Annotated in this window: 16 protein-coding genes; 9 read left to right on the forward strand and 7 right to left on the reverse strand. The window is 69.9% G+C overall.

Features of this window, described 5'->3' with window-relative positions; translation table 11 throughout:
* Positions 1-42 precede the first annotated feature (42 nt).
* Entirely contained in the window at positions 43-1098 is a 1056-nt protein-coding gene (locus ACZ5U5_RS09915; protein WP_363211339.1) for a LacI family DNA-binding transcriptional regulator, read from the reverse strand.
* Between the two features lie 314 nt (positions 1099-1412).
* Here ACZ5U5_RS09915 and ACZ5U5_RS09920 point away from each other — a divergent pair, with 314 nt between their 5' ends.
* The 7 genes from ACZ5U5_RS09920 (at position 1413) to ACZ5U5_RS09950 (ending at position 11400) form a co-directional block, all read left to right on the forward strand.
* Complete coding sequence (locus tag ACZ5U5_RS09920) at positions 1413-2726, forward strand: ABC transporter substrate-binding protein (RefSeq protein ID WP_469018734.1); 1314 nt, start codon at positions 1413-1415, stop codon at positions 2724-2726.
* Between the two features lie 5 nt (positions 2727-2731).
* Complete coding sequence (locus ACZ5U5_RS09925) at positions 2732-3736, forward strand: carbohydrate ABC transporter permease (protein WP_469018737.1); 1005 nt, start codon at positions 2732-2734, stop codon at positions 3734-3736.
* A 131-nt stretch (positions 3737-3867) separates the two neighbouring features.
* A complete protein-coding gene (locus ACZ5U5_RS09930; protein ID WP_469019401.1) occupies positions 3868-4680 on the forward strand; it encodes a carbohydrate ABC transporter permease in 813 nt (270 codons plus the stop codon).
* Positions 4681-4807: 127 nt separating this feature from the next.
* Entirely contained in the window at positions 4808-6229 is a 1422-nt protein-coding gene (locus ACZ5U5_RS09935; protein ID WP_469018740.1) for a GH1 family beta-glucosidase, read from the forward strand.
* A 104-nt stretch (positions 6230-6333) separates the two neighbouring features.
* Positions 6334-8013, forward strand: a complete 1680-nt coding sequence (gene aspT, locus ACZ5U5_RS09940; RefSeq protein WP_469018743.1) for an aspartate-alanine antiporter — start codon at positions 6334-6336, stop codon at positions 8011-8013.
* A gap of 3 nt (positions 8014-8016) precedes the next feature.
* Complete coding sequence (gene aspT / locus ACZ5U5_RS09945; RefSeq protein WP_469018745.1) at positions 8017-9720, forward strand: aspartate-alanine antiporter; 1704 nt, start codon at positions 8017-8019, stop codon at positions 9718-9720.
* A 30-nt stretch (positions 9721-9750) separates the two neighbouring features.
* Positions 9751-11400 (forward strand): bifunctional aspartate transaminase/aspartate 4-decarboxylase, encoded by a 1650-nt coding sequence (locus ACZ5U5_RS09950; protein WP_469018748.1) that lies wholly within the window; start codon positions 9751-9753, stop codon positions 11398-11400.
* 103 nt (positions 11401-11503) lie between these two features.
* Here the strand turns inward: ACZ5U5_RS09950 and ACZ5U5_RS09955 are convergent, their stop codons facing one another.
* The 3 genes from ACZ5U5_RS09955 to ACZ5U5_RS09965 form a co-directional block, all read right to left on the reverse strand.
* Positions 11504-12550: a chitinase gene (locus ACZ5U5_RS09955; RefSeq protein ID WP_469018750.1), complete on the reverse strand. Its 1047-nt coding sequence runs from the start codon at positions 12548-12550 to the stop codon at positions 11504-11506.
* 310 nt (positions 12551-12860) lie between these two features.
* The gene (locus tag ACZ5U5_RS09960) at positions 12861-14252 is read right to left on the reverse strand and encodes a sensor histidine kinase (RefSeq protein WP_469018752.1); all 1392 of its coding nucleotides are present in this window, start codon (positions 14250-14252) and stop codon (positions 12861-12863) included.
* Complete coding sequence (locus ACZ5U5_RS09965) at positions 14249-14938, reverse strand: response regulator transcription factor (RefSeq protein ID WP_469018755.1); 690 nt, start codon at positions 14936-14938, stop codon at positions 14249-14251. The genes ACZ5U5_RS09960 and ACZ5U5_RS09965 overlap by 4 nt, the downstream gene beginning before the upstream one ends.
* Before the next feature lie 78 nt (positions 14939-15016).
* On the opposite strand from ACZ5U5_RS09965, the gene ACZ5U5_RS09970 reads away from it, so the two are divergent.
* Positions 15017-15556 carry a hypothetical protein gene (locus ACZ5U5_RS09970; protein WP_469018758.1) on the forward strand — a complete coding sequence of 180 codons (540 nt, stop codon included), beginning with the start codon at positions 15017-15019 and terminating at the stop codon, positions 15554-15556.
* Positions 15557-15635: 79 nt separating this feature from the next.
* Here ACZ5U5_RS09970 and ACZ5U5_RS09975 read toward each other — a convergent pair whose 3' ends face one another.
* The gene (locus ACZ5U5_RS09975) at positions 15636-16496 is read right to left on the reverse strand and encodes a spermidine synthase (RefSeq protein ID WP_469018761.1); all 861 of its coding nucleotides are present in this window, start codon (positions 16494-16496) and stop codon (positions 15636-15638) included.
* Between the two features lie 66 nt (positions 16497-16562).
* The gene (locus ACZ5U5_RS09980) at positions 16563-17051 is read right to left on the reverse strand and encodes a hypothetical protein (RefSeq protein ID WP_469018764.1); all 489 of its coding nucleotides are present in this window, start codon (positions 17049-17051) and stop codon (positions 16563-16565) included.
* Between the two features lie 268 nt (positions 17052-17319).
* On the opposite strand from ACZ5U5_RS09980, the gene ACZ5U5_RS09985 reads away from it, so the two are divergent.
* Positions 17320-18765 carry a tetratricopeptide repeat protein gene (locus tag ACZ5U5_RS09985; RefSeq protein ID WP_469018767.1) on the forward strand — a complete coding sequence of 482 codons (1446 nt, stop codon included), beginning with the start codon at positions 17320-17322 and terminating at the stop codon, positions 18763-18765.
* Between the two features lie 7 nt (positions 18766-18772).
* On the opposite strand, the gene ACZ5U5_RS09990 is transcribed toward ACZ5U5_RS09985, so the two are convergent.
* The gene (locus ACZ5U5_RS09990) at positions 18773-19366 is read right to left on the reverse strand and encodes a histidine phosphatase family protein (protein ID WP_469018769.1); all 594 of its coding nucleotides are present in this window, start codon (positions 19364-19366) and stop codon (positions 18773-18775) included.
* Positions 19367-19588 lie beyond the last annotated feature (222 nt).

Raw genomic sequence — 19588 nt, forward strand, 5'->3', positions numbered from 1 at the left:
CGCAAGCGGACCGGGCCTTCTTCGTGTCTCACCCTCGGGCGCTCAGGACGACGCCCGCTGCACCAGTTCCGTGGGCAGGACCAGCTGGCGGTGTTCCAGGCGGCGGGCCGATGCCGGGCGGTCGTCGGCGATCTCGGCCAGCAGGAGGTCGATCATCGCGCGGCCCATCTCCTCGATCGGCTGGCGCACGCTCGTCAGGGGCGGGTCCATGTGGCGGGCGATCGCCGAGTCGTCGAAGCCGACCAGCGCCACGTCGTCGGGTATCCGGCGCCCGGCCTCGCGCAGGACCTGGCGGGCGCCGGCCGCCATCACGTCGGAGCCCGCGAAGACCGCGTCCACGTCCGGGAAGGCCGCGAGCAGCTCCGTCATCGCCCTGCGGCCGCCCTCCTCCGTGAAGTCGCCCGGCGCGATCAGCCGCTCGTCCACGGGCCGGCCCGCGTCCGACAGCGCCGCGCGGTAGCCGTCGAGGCGGCGCTGGGCGCCGTAGACGTCCAGGCGGCCCGTGATGGTGGCTATACGGGTGCGGCCACGTGACAGGAGGTGTTCGACCGCGGAGTGGGCCCCGGCGAAGTTGTCGGAGTCGACGGAGGGCAGCTGCTCGTCGGCCGAGCGGCGGCCGCTGATCACCGCGGGGATCTCCAGCTGGGCAAGGAGGTCCGGCAGCGGGTCGTCGGCGTGCACCGAGACGAGCAGGACGCCGTCCACGCGGTGGGCCGCGAGGTACTGGGCCAGGCGCTGCCGCCTGCGGTCGTTCCCGGCGAAGATCAACAGGAGCTGCATCTCCGTCTCGCTGAGCTCCGCGCCGACCCCGCGCAGGACGTCGGAGAAGTACGGCTCGGCGAAGAAGCGGGTCTCGGGCTCGGGCACGACCAGGGCGATGGCGTCGGTGCGGTTGGCGGCGAGGGCGCGGGCCGCTGTGTTCGGAACGTAACCGAGCTCGGCGACGGCGGCCTCGACGGCCGTCCGGGTGGCCTCGCTGACCCGCGGCGAGCCGTTGATCACCCGGGAGACCGTCCCGCGGCCCACTCCCGCCCTCGCGGCGACCTCCTCCAGGGTCGGTCGTCCGCCGCTGCGGCCGCGTGGTCCGTGAGCTGGCATTGTCCGCCTCCCGTCGCACTTCCCCCGGGCGAGGAATGTAGAGGAATGTAACAGCCCGATCTTCGCCGGTCGGATGGGCTGATCGCGTGGGCCTTCTCGTAACAGCCCGATAACTGAAGACATATCTCTATGTCCGGTCCCTTGACACCCCCGCTCCCAGCCACGACTCTTCAACTCATCACTTGTGGGAGCGCTCCCACAGTACCTGACACGTACACATCCCGCACGTTCCCCGCCCGAGCCGAAGAGTCAAGCAACGGGGCAAGAAGTGCAGTTGGCCGGGGGGTCGGCACGTCAGGCAACAGGAGGACGTAATGCGCACGAGTTCCCGCCGACCCGGTCGGCTGGTGGCCCTCGCGGCCGTGACCGCGCTGGCCGGCAGCCTGCTGGCCGGTTGTTCCAGCGATGACGACAGCAGCTCGGAGGGCGGCGACGGCAAGGTCACGCTCAATGTGGGCACGTTCGGTGTGCTTGGCCTCAAGCAGGCCGGTCTCTACGCCGAGTACGAGAAGTCGCACCCGAACATCAAGATCAAAGAGAACGTGATCGAGCGGAACGACGCCTACTACCCGAAGCTCCTCACCCAGCTCCAGTCCGGCGCGGGTGTCAATGACGTCGCCGCCATCGAAGTCAGCAACATCACCGAGGTCGTACAGACCCAGGGCGCCAAGTTCGAGGATTTGAGCAAGGCCGAGGGCGTGGACAAGTCCACGTACCTCGACTGGAAGTGGAAGCAGGCCACGACCGAGGACGGCAAGACGGTCGGCCTCGGCGTCGACATCGGCCCGACGGCGCTGTGTTACCGCAAGGACCTCTTCAAGAAGGCCGGTCTGCCCACCGACCGCGAGGAGCTCGCCAAGGAGTGGGCCGGCGACTGGGACAAGTACGTCGCGCTCGGCGACAAGTACATGAAGAAGGCCCCCGATGGCACCAAGTTCGTCGACTCCGCATCCAGCGTCTACAACGCTGTCTTCGCCGGTGCCACCGAGCGGTACTACGACAAGAGCGGCAAGGAGATCTACGAGAAGAGCCAGGGCCGCAAGGACGCCTGGGACGCGGCGATGAAGGTCGCGGACGGCGACATGTCGTCCAAGCTCAAGCAGTTCGACCCGACGTGGGACCAGGGCTTCGCCAACGCCAAGTTCGCCACCGTGGCCTGCCCCGCGTGGATGGCCGGCTACATCCAGGAGAAGACGGGCCCGGAGGGCAAGGGCCAGTGGGACATGGCCAAGGCGCCCACCGACGGCAACTGGGGCGGCACCTTCCTCGGTGTGCCGAGCGCGGGCAAGCACAAGAAGGAGGCGACCGAGCTCGCCGTCTGGCTGACGCAGCCCGAGCAGCTCGCCAAGGTCTTCGCCAAGCAGGCCAGCTTCCCGTCGACGCCGTCGGCGTACGACACGCTGAAGCCGTCCCCGGCGACCAAGGCGTACTTCAGTGACGCGCCCATCACCGAGATCTTCGCCGACATCGCGAAGAACACCCCCTCGGCCATCTACGGCCTGAAGGACGCCCAGATCGGCCAGTCCATCACGGACATCGGTGTGCTCCAGGTGGAGCAACAGGGCAAATCTCCGGCTGAGGGCTGGGAGGCCGCGCAGAAGGAGATCAAGGATGTTCTGGGACAGTGACGCGCATGTCCGAGACCGCTGAGTACGCCGAGACCGCGTCCCCCGAAGAGGGGGGCGCGGCCCCGGCCGCGTCCGGGAGGCGCACGTCCTCCCCCACGTCCTCGTGGCGCAGCCGCCTGTACCGCTGGGACATAAAGGCGTCGCCGTACGTCTTCGTCGCCCCCTTCTTCCTCTTCTTCGGTGCCTTCGGCCTCTTCCCGCTGCTCTACACCGGGTGGGCCTCGCTGCACCGCCTGTCGCTGACCGACCTCGACGGCAGCACCTGGATCGGCCTGGAGAACTACACCAACCTGCTGCAGAGCGACTACTTCTGGAACGCGCTCGGCAACACCTTCACCATCGGCGTCATCTCCACCGTCCCGCAGCTGGCCGTCGCGCTCGGCATCGCGCATCTGCTCAACTACAAGCTGCGCGGCTCCACCCTGTGGCGCGTGGCGATGCTCGCCCCGTACGCCACCTCGGTGGCGAGTGCCTCGCTGGTCTTCACGCTGCTCTTCGCGTGGGACGGCGGCATGGTCAACTGGCTGGCCGGGTCCATCGGCATCGACCCGATCAACTGGCGTGAATCCTCCTGGGGTTCGCAGTTCGCGGTGTCGTCGATCGTCATCTGGCGGTGGACCGGCTACAACGCGCTGATCTATCTGGCGGCGATGCAGGCCGTGCCGCACGACCTGTACGAGTCGGCGTCGCTCGACGGCGCCTCGCGCTGGCAGCAGTTCCGGCACGTGACGATCCCGATGCTGCGGCCGACGATCCTGTTCACGGTGGTCGTCTCGACGATCGGGGCGACCCAGCTCTTCGGTGAGCCGCTGCTGTTCGGCGGCACGGCGGGGTCCAAGGGCGGCGCGGACCACCAGTTCCAGACCCTTGGCCTCTATCTGTACGACCAGGGCTGGATCAACGGCCATCTGGGCCGGGCCTCGGCCGTCGCCTGGCTGATGCTCGTGATCCTGCTGCTCATCGCCGCGGTCAATCTGCTGATCGCCCGACGTCTGAGGAAGGCCCAATGAAGTCCCGCACCTCGGGCCCGACGACGGACCTCGCATCGGACCCGCCGACCGACGTGATCACGAGCCCGAAGGACGCTCCCGCGCCGCGCCCCAAGTCGGGGCGCCCGCTGGGGCTCAAGGCCGGGCGCACGATGCACGCGGGTCCCTGGACCTACATCGTGCTCACGCTGTTCACGGCCGTGTCGCTGGCCCCACTGATCTGGACGGCGATCGCGGCGTCCCGTACGAGCGGGCGGCTCGCCCAGACCCCGCCGCCCCTGTGGTTCGGCGGGAACCTCTTCAAGAACCTGGAGCGGGCCTGGGTGGAGGCGAGCCTGGGCGACGCGATGCTGAACACCACGATCGTGGCGGGCAGCATCACCATCGGCACCGTCCTGTTCTCCACGATCGCGGGATTCGCCTTCGCCAAGCTGAAGTTCAAGTTCAGCGGTCTGCTGCTCCTGCTTACGATCGGCACGATGATGGTGCCGCCGCAGCTGAGTGTCGTACCCCTCTATCTGTGGGTCGCCGACCTGCAGTGGACCAATCAGCTCCAGGCGGTGATCCTGCCGACGTTCGTGAGCGCCTTCGGGGTGTTCTTCATGCGGCAGTACCTGCTTCAGGCACTGCCGAGCGAGCTCATCGAGGCGGCGCGGATGGACGGGGCGAGCAGTCTGCGGATCATCTGGCACGTGGTGTTCCCCGCGGCTCGGCCCGCGATGGCGGTGCTCGGCCTGCTGACGTTCGTGATGGCCTGGAACGACTTCCTCTGGCCGATCATCGCGCTGAACCAGTCGAACCCCACCGTGCAGGTGGCGCTCAACTCCCTTGGTACGGGCTACATCCCGGACCGGGCGGTGATCATGGCGGGTGCCCTGCTCGGCACACTGCCGCTGCTCCTGGCGTTCATCCTCTTCGGCAAGCAGATCGTGAGCGGCATCATGCAGGGCGCCGTCAAGGGCTGAGGCCCGGCACCCCGTCGATTCCTCCCCGCCAGGGCCGAGCCGCCGCCATCTCGGCCCTGGCCGTCCGCCCCATCCGCCCAGCCCCTCTCCCCCCTTGTCCTTTTCCCCTTCCCATGGGAGCGCTTCCATGCCTGAATCCCTTGCCTTTCCGGCCGACTTCCTCTGGGGTGCCGCCACGTCCGCGTACCAGATCGAGGGCGCCGTACGTGAAGACGGCCGCACCCCTTCCATCTGGGACACCTTCAGCCACACGCCCGGCAGGACGGTCGGCGGCGACACCGGTGACGTGGCCGTCGAGCACTACCACCGTTACCGCGACGATGTGGCGCTCATGGCTGACCTCGGCCTGAACGCCTACCGGTTCTCCGTCTCCTGGTCGCGGGTGCAGCCCACCGGCCGCGGCCCCGCCGTCCAGCGCGGTCTCGACTTCTACCGGCGGCTCGTCGACGAGCTGCTCGCCAAGGGCATCAAGCCCGCCCTGACCCTCTACCACTGGGACCTGCCCCAGGAGTTGGAGGACGCGGGCGGCTGGCCCGTACGGGAGACCGCCCATCGCTTCGCCGAGTACGCGGGCTTCGTCGCCGAGGCGCTCGGTGACCGCGTCGAGTCGTGGATCACGCTCAACGAGCCGTGGTGCAGCGCCTTCCTCGGCTACGGCTCCGGAGTGCACGCGCCCGGCCGCACCGACCCGGCGGCCGCGCTGCAGGCCGCGCACCATCTCAACCTCGCGCACGGCCTGGGCACCCAGGCGTTGCGTGCCGCGCTGCCGGCCCGCGCCCGGGTCGCGGTGAGCCTCAACTCCTCGGTGGTCAGGGCGGTTTCGGACAGCCCGGAGGACCAGGATGCCCGCCGCCGCATCGACAACCTCGCCAACGGCGTCTTCCACGGCCCGATGCTGCACGGCGCCTACCCGGCGGACCTCCTCGCGGACACCGCCCGCATCACCGACTGGTCCTTCGTGCAGGACGGTGACCTGGCCGCCGCCCACCAGCCGCTGGACGCGCTCGGCCTGAACTACTACACGCCCGCGCTGGTCTCGGCGGCGCATAACGACCCGGCGAACGCACGCAACGACGGACACGGCGCCAGCGATCACTCGCCGTGGCCGGGATCCGACGACGTGGCCTTCCACCAGACGCCGGGCGACCGCACCGAGATGGGCTGGACCATCGACCCGACGGGCCTGCACGACCTGATCATGCGCTACACCCGGGAGGCGCCGGGCCTGCCGCTGTACGTCACCGAGAACGGCGCGGCCTACGACGACAAGCCCGATCCGGAGGGCCGCGTCCACGACCCCGAGCGCATCGCCTACCTGCACGGGCACTTGGCCGCCGTACGCCGGGCCATCACGGACGGCGCCGACGTCCGCGGCTACTACCTGTGGTCCCTGCTGGACAACTTCGAATGGTCCTACGGCTACAGCAAGCGCTTCGGCGCGGTGTACGTCGACTACGAGACGCAGGCCCGTACCCCCAAGTCCAGCGCGCACTGGTACGCGGGCGTCGCGTCCAGCGGTGAGCTGCCACGGGAGGTCGTCGCGGGCTGACCCGCGGGGTCGGCATCCCGAGGGGTCGAGTGGCACCGCGCCACTCGGCTCCTTAGGTTGCCGATATGCCATATATCGCAAGAGAACAGGCACGGTGAGCGCCGATGGGCGTACTCCGTGACCACCCCGAGCTGGCACTGTTCGTCTGCCTCGCCCTGGGCTACCTCGTGGGCAAGATACGCGTCGGCCCCATCACGCTCGGCGGCATCTGCGGCACCTTGATCGTCTCGCTCCTTCTCGGCGCCTGGGCCAAGGTCGTCGTCTCCGACGACGTCAAGACGATCTTCTTCGCGCTTTTCATCTTCGCCCTCGGCTATCTCGCGGGCCCCCAGTTCTTCTCCAACCTCAACCGCGAGAGCCTGCGCTTCTTCGCGCTCTGCGGGATCGAGCTCGTCTGCGTCCTGGGCATCGCGCTCGGCCTGGCCAAGGCCTTCGACCTGGATGTCGGCACCGCGTCGGGCATCCTGGCGGGCGCGGCCACCGAGTCGGCCGTCGTCGGCACGGCGACCGAGGCCATCGGCAAGCTCGACGGCCTCACCCCGGGCCAGATCACCCAGTACCAGGGGCACGTCGCCACCGCGTACACGGTCTGCTATCTCTTCGGCCTGATCACCATCGTGCTCTACACCAGCCAGATCATGCCGATGATGCTGCGCATCAACCTGCGGGACGCCTCGCGCGAGCTGTGGGAGAAGATGCGCGGCGCGGGCGGTGGTCTGGAGTCCGACGAGCGCCAGGCGCTGCCGGGCATGGTCGGCCGCACCTATCTGGTGACCACGGGCGACGGCAGGACCGTCGGCGACCTGGAGGCGGAGCTCGACGGTCGGGTCACCGTCGAGGCCGTCAAGCGCGGCAGCAAGGAGCTCACCCCCGCGCCCGGCCTGGCGCTCACCCTCTCCGACCTGGTCCTGGTGGTCGGCCGCCGCGCCAACGTCATCGAGTCCGGGCACCTCATCGGCCCCGAGACCCCCGGCATCCCGGGTGTCGACACCCCGCTGGCCACCGCCCAGGTCGCCGTCACCGAGAAGACGACGGACGGCATGAGCGTGGACGACCTCCAGCGCGCGCACCCCGAGTTCATCAAGGATGGCGTCTACGTCACCGACGTACTGCGCGGCGATCAGCATCTGCCCGCGGCCGGCGGCACCACCGTGCGCCGCGGTGACGTGCTCACCCTGGTGGGCGCGCGCTCGGGCCTGAACAAACTGGTCGGCCGGATCGGCGCGGTCGTCAAGAACGACGCCACCGACTTCATCTATCTGGGTCTGGGCATCGCGGCCGGTTCCCTGCTCGGGCAGGTCGTCGTGCACTTCGGCGACGTGCCCATGTCGCTCGGCACGGGCGGCGGCTGTCTGATCTCCGGGCTGCTCTTTGGCTGGTTCCGCTCCCGCAAGCAGACCTTCGGGGCCTTCCCGCCGCAGGCCGCGAACACCCTCAAGGACATGGGCCTGGCCATCTTCATCGCCTGTACGGGACTGGTCTCGGGGCCGCAGGCCTGGCCGCTGCTCAAGCAGTACGGAGTGTTGCTGCCGTTCGCCGGGATCGCGATGGTCCTGGTGCCCGCGACGATCTCGCTGATCGTGGGCCGCAAGCTCCTGAAGATCGAGAAACCGCTCCTGATCGGTGCCATCGCGGGCCAGCAGTGCTCGACCCCGGCGATCACCTCCGTCACCCAGGTGGCCCAGAGCTCGGTCCCGTTGCTCGGTTACACGATCACCTACGCCCTCTCGAACTTCCTGCTGCCTCTGACCGGGCCCATCCTCGTCGGCGTACTGGGGGCATAGACAATGATCGACTTCCTCAACCGGAACATCTTCCAGCCCCACCCCGAGCTGCTGGTCTTCATCACCGTGGCGCTCGGCTTCCTCTTCGGGAAGCTGCGCTACAAGGCCATCGGACTCGGCGCGGTCACCGGCTGTCTCATCGCGGGGCTGCTGCTCGGGGCGCAGTTCAAGGTCGAGATCGACGGGACGGTGAAGAACCTCTTCTTCACGATGTTCCTCTTCGCCCTCGGCTACAAGGTCGGCCCGCAGTTCTTCCGCGGCCTGAAGAAGGACGGCCTTCCGCAGGTCCTCAACGCGGTCGTCGTCTGCGTCACCGGCCTCCTCGTCTGCTGGGCCTTCGCCGCGATGCTCGGCTACGGCCCCGGCCTCTCGGCGGGGCTGCTCGGCGGGGCGCTCACGCAGTCCGCCGTCATCGGAGTCGCGGGCGACGCGATCTCCAACCTGCCGGGGCTCAGCTCCGCGCAGGCCAAGAGCGAGTCGAACCTGGTCGCCATCGGGTACGCCGTGACGTACCCCCTCGGCACGATCCTCTGCGCGATGCTTCTCGCCAACGTGCTGCCCAAGCTCTACCGGCGTGACCTCGCGGCCGAATCGGCGGCGCTGGCACGCGAGTTGGACGCGCCCGGCGACAACCCCGACCTGGCCGAGGGCTACTACGAGGTCGTCCTGCGCGCCTACACCATCCAGCGCCCCGACCTCGCGGGACGCACCATCGAGGACTTCGAGAACCAGCAGCGCGAGCTGGGCCGCCGGGTCTACATCACCCGCGTACGCAGGGAGGGGAACATCCTCGACCACGACCAGCGGACCAGCTTGCGCGCGGGTGACGTCGTCGCGCTGAGCGCGCTGCGCGGCTCCCTCGTCGAGTTCGACCCCCGTACGCACATCGGCGCCGAGACCGATGACGTCGAACTCCTCGGCTACCAGACCGAGTCACTGCACGTGGTGGCCTCCGAGAAGGGCCAACTGGGCAAGAGCATCGCGGACTTGCGACGCGAGCCGTTCATGGTCGGGGTCTACGTGGACAAGCTGTACCGCTCCGGCGCCGAGTTCCCCTACCGCCTCTCCACGAAGCTGGAGCGCGGCGACACCCTGATCCTCACCGGCCCCAAACGCCTCGTGGACCCGGCGGGCAAGGAGATCGGCAAGCCCGTGCCGACGTCCTTCGCCACCGACATGATCTGGGTGGGCCTCGGCATCTTCCTCGGCGGCTGCATCGGCATCCCGGCGCTCACCGCGGGCGGTGTGCCGATCTCGCTCTCCACCTCCGGCGGCGCGCTCATCATGGGCCTGGTCTTCGGGTGGATCCGCGGCAAGTACCCGACGTACGGGAACGTCCCGCCCGGTGCCCAGTGGTTCATGGACACCCTCGGGCTCTGCCTCTTCGTCGCCGTCGTCGGCATCAACGCCGGGCCCAGCTTCACCTCCGGCCTTTCGACGGCGGGCTGGGGGCTGCTCCTGTTCGGGGCCATCGCCACGGTGATTCCGCTGATCGTCGGCTTCCTCTTCGGTCACTACGTCCAGAAGATCCGCTTCCCGATCCTGATGGGCGTCCTCGCGGGCGGCCAGACGACCACCGCGGCGATCGGCGCGATCAACGAATCGTCGCGGTCCCAGATCCCCACGCTCGGCTACACCATCCCGTACGCCGTCGGAAACGTGCTCCTGACCATCTGGGGCGCCGTCATCGTCCTGCTCCACCACTGACCCCCCGCTCCCCCACGTGAGGAACGAGCCGTGCCCAAGACCACCTTCACCCGCGCGGAAATCCAGTCGTTCGCCCAGCTCAGCCCGTTCGAGCTGAAGGACAAGTTCATCCAGATCGCCCAGGCGGTGCAGGCCGACAAGCCGGGGCAGAAGGAGACCTCCAGCGTTCAGATGCTCAACGCCGGACGCGGCAACCCCAACTGGATCGCCACGGGCCCCCGCGAGGCCTTCTACGCGCTCGGCTATTTCGCCCTCTCCGAGTCCCGCCGCGTCTGGACCGCCGACGACCTCGGCGGCATGCCGGAGAAGGCGGGCTCCGGCGCCCGCTTCGACACCTTCGTGCACCGGCACCCGGACCTGCCCGGCATCGACCTGCTCCAGAAGTGCGTGGAGCACGCCGTCGAGCGGTTCGGTTTCGACAGGGACGAGTTCGTGCACGAGCTGACGGACAGCTCGGTCGGCGACAACTACCCCGTGCCGGACCGGATGCTGAAGCACGCGGAGCAGATCGTGCGCGGCTATCTGGCCGACGAGATGTTCGACAAGAAGCCGCCCGCCGACCATCTCTCGCTCTTCGCCACCGAGGGCGGCACGGCAGCGATGTGCTACATCTTCGACTCGCTCATGAAGAACGGCATCCTGCACAAGGGCGACAAGATCGCCCTGATGGTGCCGGTGTTCACGCCGTACGTCGAGATTCCCGAGCTCGACACGTACGAGTTCGAGGTGACGTACGTCCAGGCCAGCATGTTCGCCGAGGAGGGCGTGCGGGAGTGGCGCTATCCGGAGGAGGAGGTCGCGAAGCTCGCCGACCCCGACATCAAGATGGTCTGCCTGGTCAATCCCTCCAACCCGCCCTCGCTCGCGCTGAGTCAGCGGGTCGCGGACCAGATCAAGCAGATCGTCGCCACGTCGAACCCGAACCTGCTGATCGTGACGGACGACGTGTACGGGACGTTCGTCGAGGGCTTCCGCTCCATCGCCGCCGACCTGCCGCGCAACACGCTGCTCGTCTACTCGTACTCCAAGCACTACGGCGCCACCGGCTGGCGGCTCGGCGTCATCGGTCTGCACGACGACAACGTCATCGACGAGCTGATCGCGGCGCTGCCGCAGGCCGAGAAGGACCGGCTCGCCAAGCGGTACGGGACGCTGACGCTCGACCCGGAGAAGATCAGGTTCATCGACCGCCTGGTCGCGGACTCCCGGCAGGTGGCCCTGAACCACACCTCGGGGCTCTCGCTCCCGCAGCAGATGATGATGGTCCTGTTCTCCCTCTTCGACATGCTGGAGGAGGGACAGGCATACAAGCTGCGCATCCGCGCGATCGTCCAGCAGCGGCTCGAACTCCTCCTTGAGGGGGCCGAGATGAAGATCTCGGACGATCCGCACCGGGCCGGTTACTACATCGAACTCGATCTGCTCGCCGAGGCCGAACGCGTCCACGGCAAGGACTTCGCCGACTTCCTGGAGAAGAACTACGAGCCGGTCGACCCGCTGTTCCGGCTCGCCGAACAGACCCATGTGGTGCTGCTGAACGGGGGCGGCTTCGAGGGCCCCGAGTGGTCGGTGCGGGTGTCGCTCGCCAACCTGGACGACCTCGACTACCTGAAGATCGGCCACCACCTGCGGGCGATCTTCCACGACTACGCGGCGGAGTGGCAGGCGAGCAAGGCCTGAGCGTGAGGGGAGCATGAGGGGCGCCCCGACCGGGTGGGGGGATGCCGGTCGAGGCGCCTGGGGGGGTGGCGGCTACTGGGGTTTGTACTGGATTCCTGCGGGCCTACTTGTAGGCGCCGAACGCCTTCGTGAAGGCCAGCGGCTCCTGCTCGATCGACGAACAGGTCGGCTGGGCACCGTTGTTGGCGCCGCCCTCACAGGCCTTGTCGCGGGTCGATGACCACATGGCGAGCCAGCCGAGACCCTTCTCCTCGGCGAACTTCACCAGCTGCGTGGCGTCATCGACCTTGAAGATCTCGGTGGTGACGTCGTTCACGCCGATCATCGGGGTGACCGCGACGGTCTTCCACGCCGCCTCGTCGGACAGGTCGAGTGCGCCCTTGATCTGCTTCTGCGTGGCGGTCGCCGCGTCGATGGCGTACTGGCCCATGTCGCCGCTGTAGGACGGCCCGTAGTCCATCGCCATGATGTTGACGGCGGAGACCTGTACCCCGTTCTTCTTGGCGTCGGCGACGAGGTCGACGCCCGGCTGGGTCAGACCCTCGGGCATGACGGGCAGCGTGAACGATACGTCCAGGCCCTCGTGGTCCTTCTGCAGCTGCGCGATGGCCTGGGCGCGGTGGGTGTTGGCGGCGGTCTCCGGAAGGGCCGCGCCCTCGATGTCGAAGTCGACCTTCGTCAGCTTGTACTTGTCGATGACCTTGCCGTACGCCTTGGCGAGCTCGTCGGCACTGGAGCACTTGAGGCCCAGCTCGGAGCCCGCCGCGCCACCGAAGGACACGCGTACGTCGCCGCCCTTGGCCCGCAGGGCTTCGATCTGCGAGGCGACCTTGTCGTCGTCGAGCCCGGTGGTGCCGCCCCAGAGGGGTTCGCAGCTGCCGCCGGAGGTGATGAAGGCGAGGGTGAACTCCTTGACGCCGGTCTTCTCCGCGGTGTCGACGAGGTCGTACGCGGGAGCGAGCGACGTGTCCACGAAGGGGGCGAACTTGGCCTGGGCGGCCGCCTTGGCGGGGGCCTTCTCCGCGGGGGCCTTGGTCGCGAGGGCCGTCCCGGAGAAGAGGAAGGCGCCGCCGCCGACGAGGCCGGCGGCCACGAGCCCGCCTATGACCTTGGACCTGGTGCTCACCGTGCGCCGATGCGTGCTGCTCATCGCGTGCCTGCCTTAGCTGTGCGGGGGGTGGGGGTGCGTGCAGCAACTTAGCCCCGCGAGGGCGCGACATAGCGGGCAATCGGGGCTCTGCACTGGATCTTAGGGCGGGCTTAAGGAAGCGATCGGGGGCGTTTAATGGTGGGCTCCGGGGTGCTCCCGGGTGGGCTTCGGGGTGACCCCGGGTGCGAGCCGCGGATACCTTTCCGCGCTTCGCGCGGATCTTTTCCCGCCCACCCACCCGATTACCCCGCATCCGACCGTGAACGGAGCCAGGTAGTTTCCGTCCAGGGGCCGGCTCGGGGTATCGGGCCTAGCCGACGCTCGGGGTGCGCTTTCGGCGGCGTACGGCGGCACCCCGATGCCCCCGCCCCCCGGCGACCGGCCGCCGCCCGTCCAGCTGAATCCAGATCCGGACCTCGGTCCCACCGAGCACGGACCGCCCGATGCGGACATCACCACCGGTGGACTCCGCAAGCTGCCGCACGATGTCGAGCCCCAGGCCAGTGGACCCATCGGCCCCCGACCCCGCGCCCCGCGCCAACGCGGCCTCGGGGTCGGCGATCCCGGCCCCCGCGTCCGACACCAGGACGATCACCGCGTCCTCGCCGCTGTGCACGTCCACCGCGAACGCCGATCCCTCCCGCGTGTGCCGGAAGACGTTGCCGAGCAACGCGTCCAGGGAGGCGACCAGTTCGGGGCGCGCCACCGGGATCCACACCGGCCGCTCCACCCCCGCGACCCGCACCTCGCGCCCCTCGTCCTCCGCGAGCGCCGACCAGAAGGCCATGCGGTCCTGGATCACCTCGGAGGCGTCACAGCCCGCGCCGGGTCCGACCGCGGCGGTCTGCGGCTTGGCGTCGCGTGCGGTGCGGATGATCGTGTCGACCTCGCGCTCCAGCTTCTCCACCGCGATCCGGGTCTGCTCGGCCGCGGGGCCGTCGCCGAGGGAGGCAGCGTTGAGCCGCAGGACCGTCAGCGGGGTACGCAGGCGGTGCGACAGGTCCGCCGCCAGTTCCCGCTCGTTCGCCAGGAGTTGGACCACCTGGTCGGCCATCGAGTTGAACGCCACGGCGGCCAGGCGCAGTTCCTTCGGCCCCTCCTCCGGGACCCTCGCCCCCAGCTTCCCCTCGCCGAGGGACTGCGTGGCGCCCACGAGCCGCTTGGCGGGCTGCACCATGCGTACGCCGAGCCGGTCCGCCACCGCCACGGACCCGATGATCAGCGCGACGCCGACGCCCGCGAGCACCAGCCAGGCCGTGGTCACGCCGTTGCTGACCGCGCCCTCGGGCACGAAGATCTCGACGACGGCGATCTGGCCGGAGCTCAGCGCCGTCGGCTGGAGCAGCGCGAAACCGCCGTCGACTGTGGTCGTCCGCGCCCGGCCTTCCTTGCGCGTGGTCTCCACCGCGTCGGCGTCCGCACGCCCGTCGCCGATGTCGAGGGCGGGCGCCTTGTCGATGGCCGGCACGTACACGGCCATGCGGCCCTCGCCGCCCGCCTCGGACGTGGCGACGGCCCGCGTCAGCTGGTCGCGGTCGGTGGTGATGGAGAGCGTGGGGCCCATGCCGGCCGCGTGCCGCTCCGCGTTCGAGAAGGCCCTGTCCCGCGCCATCTCCTGGATGACGAGGCCGAGCGGCACCGCGAAGGCGACCACGACCATCGTCGTGACGGCCAGGCACACCTTGACGAGCGCCCACCTCACAGCGGTGGCTCCAGCTTGACGCCGACACCCCGCAGCGTGTGCAGATAACGCGGCCGCGCGGCCGTCTCGCCCAGCTTCCTGCGCAGCCACGACAGATGTACGTCGATGGTCTGGTCGTCTCCGTAGCTCTGCTGCCACACCTCGGCGAGCAGCTCCTTGCGCGGTACGACGACACCGGGCCGCCCCGCGAGGAAGGCGAGCAGATCGAACTCGCGCCGGGTCAGGTCCAGGCGCGCCCCGTCCAGCTCGGCCTGGCGGCGCAGCGGGTCGATGGCGAGCCCGCCGACCCGTATCTCCCGGCTCGGCGGGGCCTCCCCCGCCGTGACGCGCGAACGGCGCAGGACGGCGGCCATGCGGGCCGATAGGTGCTCGACGGAGAACGGCTTGGTCAGGTAGTCGTCGGCGCCGTCGTTCAGGAGCCGGACGATCTCGGTCTCGTCGTCACGCGCGGTGGCGATGATCACGGGGACGTCGGTGATCCCGCGCAGCATCTTCAATGCCTCGGAACCGTCCAGGTCGGGCAGACCGAGGTCCAGGATCACCACGTCGAACCGGAAATGGGCCACCTCGCGCAGCGCCTCAAGGGCGGTGCCGACGCTGCGCACGGTGTGCGTTGCCTCGGTCAGATGCCGGATGAGAGCGGAGCGTACGAACTGGTCATCCTCGACGACGAGCACACTTGCCATGGGCGGCACCGTACGCCATATGAGTGAGCCCGGTCCTCCTGGGACGCCGAGGGGCCCTGTGGTGCAGTATGGCTCGCGATGCGCAGAGGACTCATACACGCAATGGCTTGGTCGCTCGCCACGGGCGCGGCGGTCACGCTCTCCTGGTGGGGTGTCCACACGGTCATGGCGGGCACCGCCTACGACCCGCCGCGCGCCGTGCCGCTGGCCGCCGACGGCGACCGTGCCGAGCCGCTCTCCTCCTCCACGCACCGCCCGGACCCGGCGCCGACCCCATCGCCCTCGAAGTCGAAGAAGCCCCCGAAGTCGTCGAAGTCGTCGAAGCCCCCCGAGAGCGAGCCGTCTAAGACGAGGACGAGCAAGCCGGGCACCCCCTCCACCCCCGCCCCCGCGCCGGGCAACGTGAAGAGCTACTCCTCCGAGGGCGGCCGGGTCGTCTTCGACCTCGGCAAGGACTCCGCGACGCTGGTGTCGGCGACCCCGGCGGCGGGCTGGTCGGTTCAGGTGTGGAAGCAGGACACCTGGATCCGGGTGGAATTCACGTCGGGCGCCGACAAGGTCTCGGTGTTCTGCACGTGGCACGACCACGCCCCGGCCGTGGAGATCAACGAGTACTGACCGGTCGGTTCGGCGGAACGACCAGACTTCGGAAAATCCGGCGGAACGGCCTCAGCGGACCGTCCTCAGCGGGCCGTCCTCAGCGGAACACCGAGGGCGGCGGCGCCGGCGACGCCACCGCGCTCGCGTCCGTGACCGCCGCCGCTCCCCCGCTGAAGTCGATGAGCGCCCTGCCGTGCTCGACCCGGGCCGGATGCGAGTCCCCCGCGCTGCGCCGGGTCAGCTCGGCGATCGGCAGCGGCAGGTCGGAGGCGACGAGCACCGCGTTGCCGAAGCGCTTGCCGCGCAGCACCGCGGGGTCGGCGATGAGCGCGAGCTCCGGGAAGAGCGTGGCGGCGGTGGCGAGCTGGCCGCGCAGATGCGCGAGGGGCGGCCCGTCGGCGAGGTTCGCGGCGTAGCACCCGCCGGGCTTCAGGACCCTGCGTACGTCACCGAGGAACTCGGCGCTGGTGAGGTGGGCGGGGGTGCGGGCGCCGCTGAAGACGTCGGCGATGACGAGGTCCGCCCAGCCGTCCGCGATCTTGGCGAGCCCTTCGCGGGCGTCGGCGCCGCGCACCCTGACCCTGGCCTGAGGGTCCAACGGCAGTTCGCGGCGCACGAGTTGGATGAGCGCCGTGTCGCGCTCGATGACCTGCTGGGTGGAGCGGGGCCGGGTCGCGGCTATGTAGCGGGCGAGAGTGAAGGCGCCGCCGCCGAGGTGCAGGGCCTGTATGGGCTTGCCGGGCGGAGCGACCAGGTCGGCGACATGGCCGAGCCTGCGCTGGTACTCGAAGTCGAGATACGCCGGGTCGTCGAGGTCGACATGGGACTGCGGGGCACCGTCCACGAGCAGCGTCCACGCGCGCGGCCTGTCCCGGTCGGGCATCAGCTCGGCGAGCCCCCCGTGCACCTCCTCGACGACGGCTTGCGCCTCTTCCCGGGACCGCCTGTTCCTTGCCACCAGACCATTATCGGCGTACGCGGAGTGCGCGGCCCGATGACCTTGGAGAACCGCTTCTCCCGGGGCTCAGCGGCAGTTGTCGGCGGCTTCGATCGTGCGGGCCGCCTGGCCGAGCGCCGCGCGCAGGACGGTGGGGTCGGTGACCGGGTCGGTCTCGTCGGGGGGCAGCAGCCAGCCGGTGCCCGCGACCGGGGGCGGCGGGGGGACGGGCGCCGGCACGGCGTGCGCGCGGATGCCGCGGCCGAAGGTCTGCGTGCACGCGCTGCCGGGCAGGTCCCAGCACTCCGCCGTGCCGGGCGGCACCAGGAAGCCGAGGGTGTCGCAGCTCCCGTCGTGCAGGACGGGGCCGACCGCGTCGTCGCCCGCCGCGCGGCGCAGGATGTCGACCGCTTCGAGACCCTGGCGGGCCGGGACGGTGACGAGGTCGCAGAAGTCGGTGGGCTCGGCGGGCCGGACGCCCTGCTGTGGTGGTGCGCTGCGCTCCTGGGAGGGCAGATGCTGTGCCGTGGTCAGCGACGCCCGCGATTCGCCGTTCTGCACGCCGATCTCCAACAAGGGGACCCCTCCTCGCAAGGGCGGAAGCCGCGTCGCTCCCTCTCCGCATGGTTCAACGCGGGAGGGCGTCAACAGCTACGGCGCAATGCCGCCGCAAAGGATGGCACTTGATGGCGGATCGTGGGTGAGATATCCGGTTTGTAGCCAAACTCTGCGTGCCGGGCCCATGACAGCGGGTACGTTCGTGCTCCGCCGGAAACAGGGGCAGTATCGCCGAATCCGCAGGATCAGGCACAATCCGGCACGATCCGTACGAGAGGGTCAGGCCATGGCGTCGTCACCGATGGCATCGTCAACTCCGTCCCCACGACCGAATCTTCGCTTCAGGCAGCTGCGCGGACAGCGCTCTCCGGGCGAGTTCGCCGCCTCGATCCGGCGGGCCGCTCGCGAGATCGGTGAGCGAGTCAGCTGCGACGCCCGTTACATCGGACGCGTCGAGGCGGGCGAGATCCGCTGTCCCAACTACGCCTACGAGCGAGTGTTCCTGCACATGTTCCCCGGCCGGACACTGACGGATCTGGGGTTCGCGCCCCGCTCCACAGTGCGCGGGCGGGGGGCGCGCGCGAAGTCCGGGGCGCCCGCACCACACACCACGATCCAGCTGTATGAGTCTCCCCCGTCCGGGCCGTCGGGCCCCGAACTGCACGAGTGCGACCCGTACGAGATCCAGAGTCACGAGGAGATCGACGTGCGGCGTCGCGCATTCATGAGCGGTACGGCCACGGTGGCCGCCGCCTCTCTGGGCCCCTTCGGGCTCACGGAACCGAGTCCGGCCCTGGCCACCGCGCAGCGCGGCGGCCGGCCGGGCGAGGCCGAGGCGACCGCGGTCGAGGAGGCCGTGCGCAGGATCCGGCTGCTCGACGACCGGCACGGCGCCGACGGCCTCTACAGACGCGCGGCCGCCCCGCTGCGGACCGCGTACGCCCTCCTCGACGCGGGCACGACCCGCCAGGCGATGTCGGACCGGCTCTACACGGGCGCGGGTGAACTGTCCATCTCCGTAGGGTGGTTGGCGCACGACTCGGGCCGCTTCGACGACGCCCGCTCGCATTACGCGGAGGCGCTCGCGACGGCCCGCATGGCCGGCGACCCGGCCCTGGAGGCGCACGCCTTCTGCAACACGGCCTTCCTCGCGCGCGATGCCGGGCGGCCCCGGGAGGCGGTGCGGGCGGCCCAGGCGGCCACGCGGGCCGCCCGGCAGCTCGCGTCGCCGCGGCTGCTCTCGCTCCTCGCGCTGCGGGAGGGCGGCGGCTGGGCGGGGCTCGGGGACCGGGCCGGCTGCGAGCGGTCGCTGGTCCGCGCCCACGCCCTGTTCGACCGGGGCCCCTCGGACTCCGACCCGGAGTGGATGAGCTTCTACGGACCCGCCGAGCTGGAGGTCCTGGAGGCCCAGTGCTGGTCGGCGCTCGGCGACTGGGAGCGGGCGGCCCGGCACGCACGGCGCGCGGCGGGCATCGCGTCGGCGCAGACCCCGCAGTTCACCCGCAACATCGCCCTCTACACCGCCCAGCTCGCCGACGACCTGGCCCGCGCGGGCCGTCCGGACGAGGCGGCGACAGCGGGCATGCGGGTGCTCGGGCTGCTTGACGAAGTGCAGTCGTCGCGCATCCAGGCGATGCTCGCCACGACGGCCCGGGTGCTGCTCCCGCACCGGCGGGCCTCGGGGGTGTGCGGCTTCCTGGAGCGGCACGCTTCGCTGCCGCGGGCCGTGTAAAACGGCCCTATGCCAGGTGTCCGGTGTCGTTCCACGACTCGATGGCCGGTTCGCCGTAGGCCCAGCCCAGGGTGGAGATCGAGGTCGGGTTGAGGCGGATGCGGGCGGCGAAGTCGACGCCGAGGCCGAGCCAGCGCGCGCCGATGGAGCGCAGGATGTGCCCGTGCGCGAAGACCAGGACGTCACGGTCCGCGCCGCGCGCCCAGGCCACCACCTCGTCCGCGCGGGCGGTGATCTGCTCCAGGGTCTCGCCCCGGGGGACTCCGTCGCGCCAGATGAACCAGCCGGGGCGCACGGCCTGGATGTCGGCCGGGGTCATCCCCTCGTAGGAGCCGTAGTCCCACTCCATGAGCGTGTCCCAGGTGGTGGCGCGGTCCCCGAAGCCGGCGATCTCGCACGTCTCGCGCGCCCGCGCCAGGGGGCTGGTGCGCACCTCGACGTCCTTGAGGCCGTCGAAGGGGGCGCGGTGCAGGCGCTCGCCCAGGAGCTTCGCGCCGTTGCGGCCCTCTTCCAGGAGCGGGACGTCCGTCCTGCCGGTGTGCTTCCCGGAGAGGGACCACTCCGTCTGTCCGTGGCGGGCCAGCAGGATGCGCGGTGCCATGTCGAGCCTTTCCGAGCCGACAGCCATCGGTGGAGACCATCAGCTGTCATAGAGCGAATTCTGTGGACAGACAGCTGTCCGTACCCTCCATCATCACTCACCCGCCATGTCGCGATCACTCCTGCCCGCGAGGAGCAACCCGCTCGTCGATCTCTGCGTCTAAGACGACCGGGGACCACCGCAGCGTCCTGTCGCGTACGCCGTAAGGTGAGGCGCCGTTGA

This window comes from Streptomyces sp. NPDC033177 (assembly GCF_055577715.1).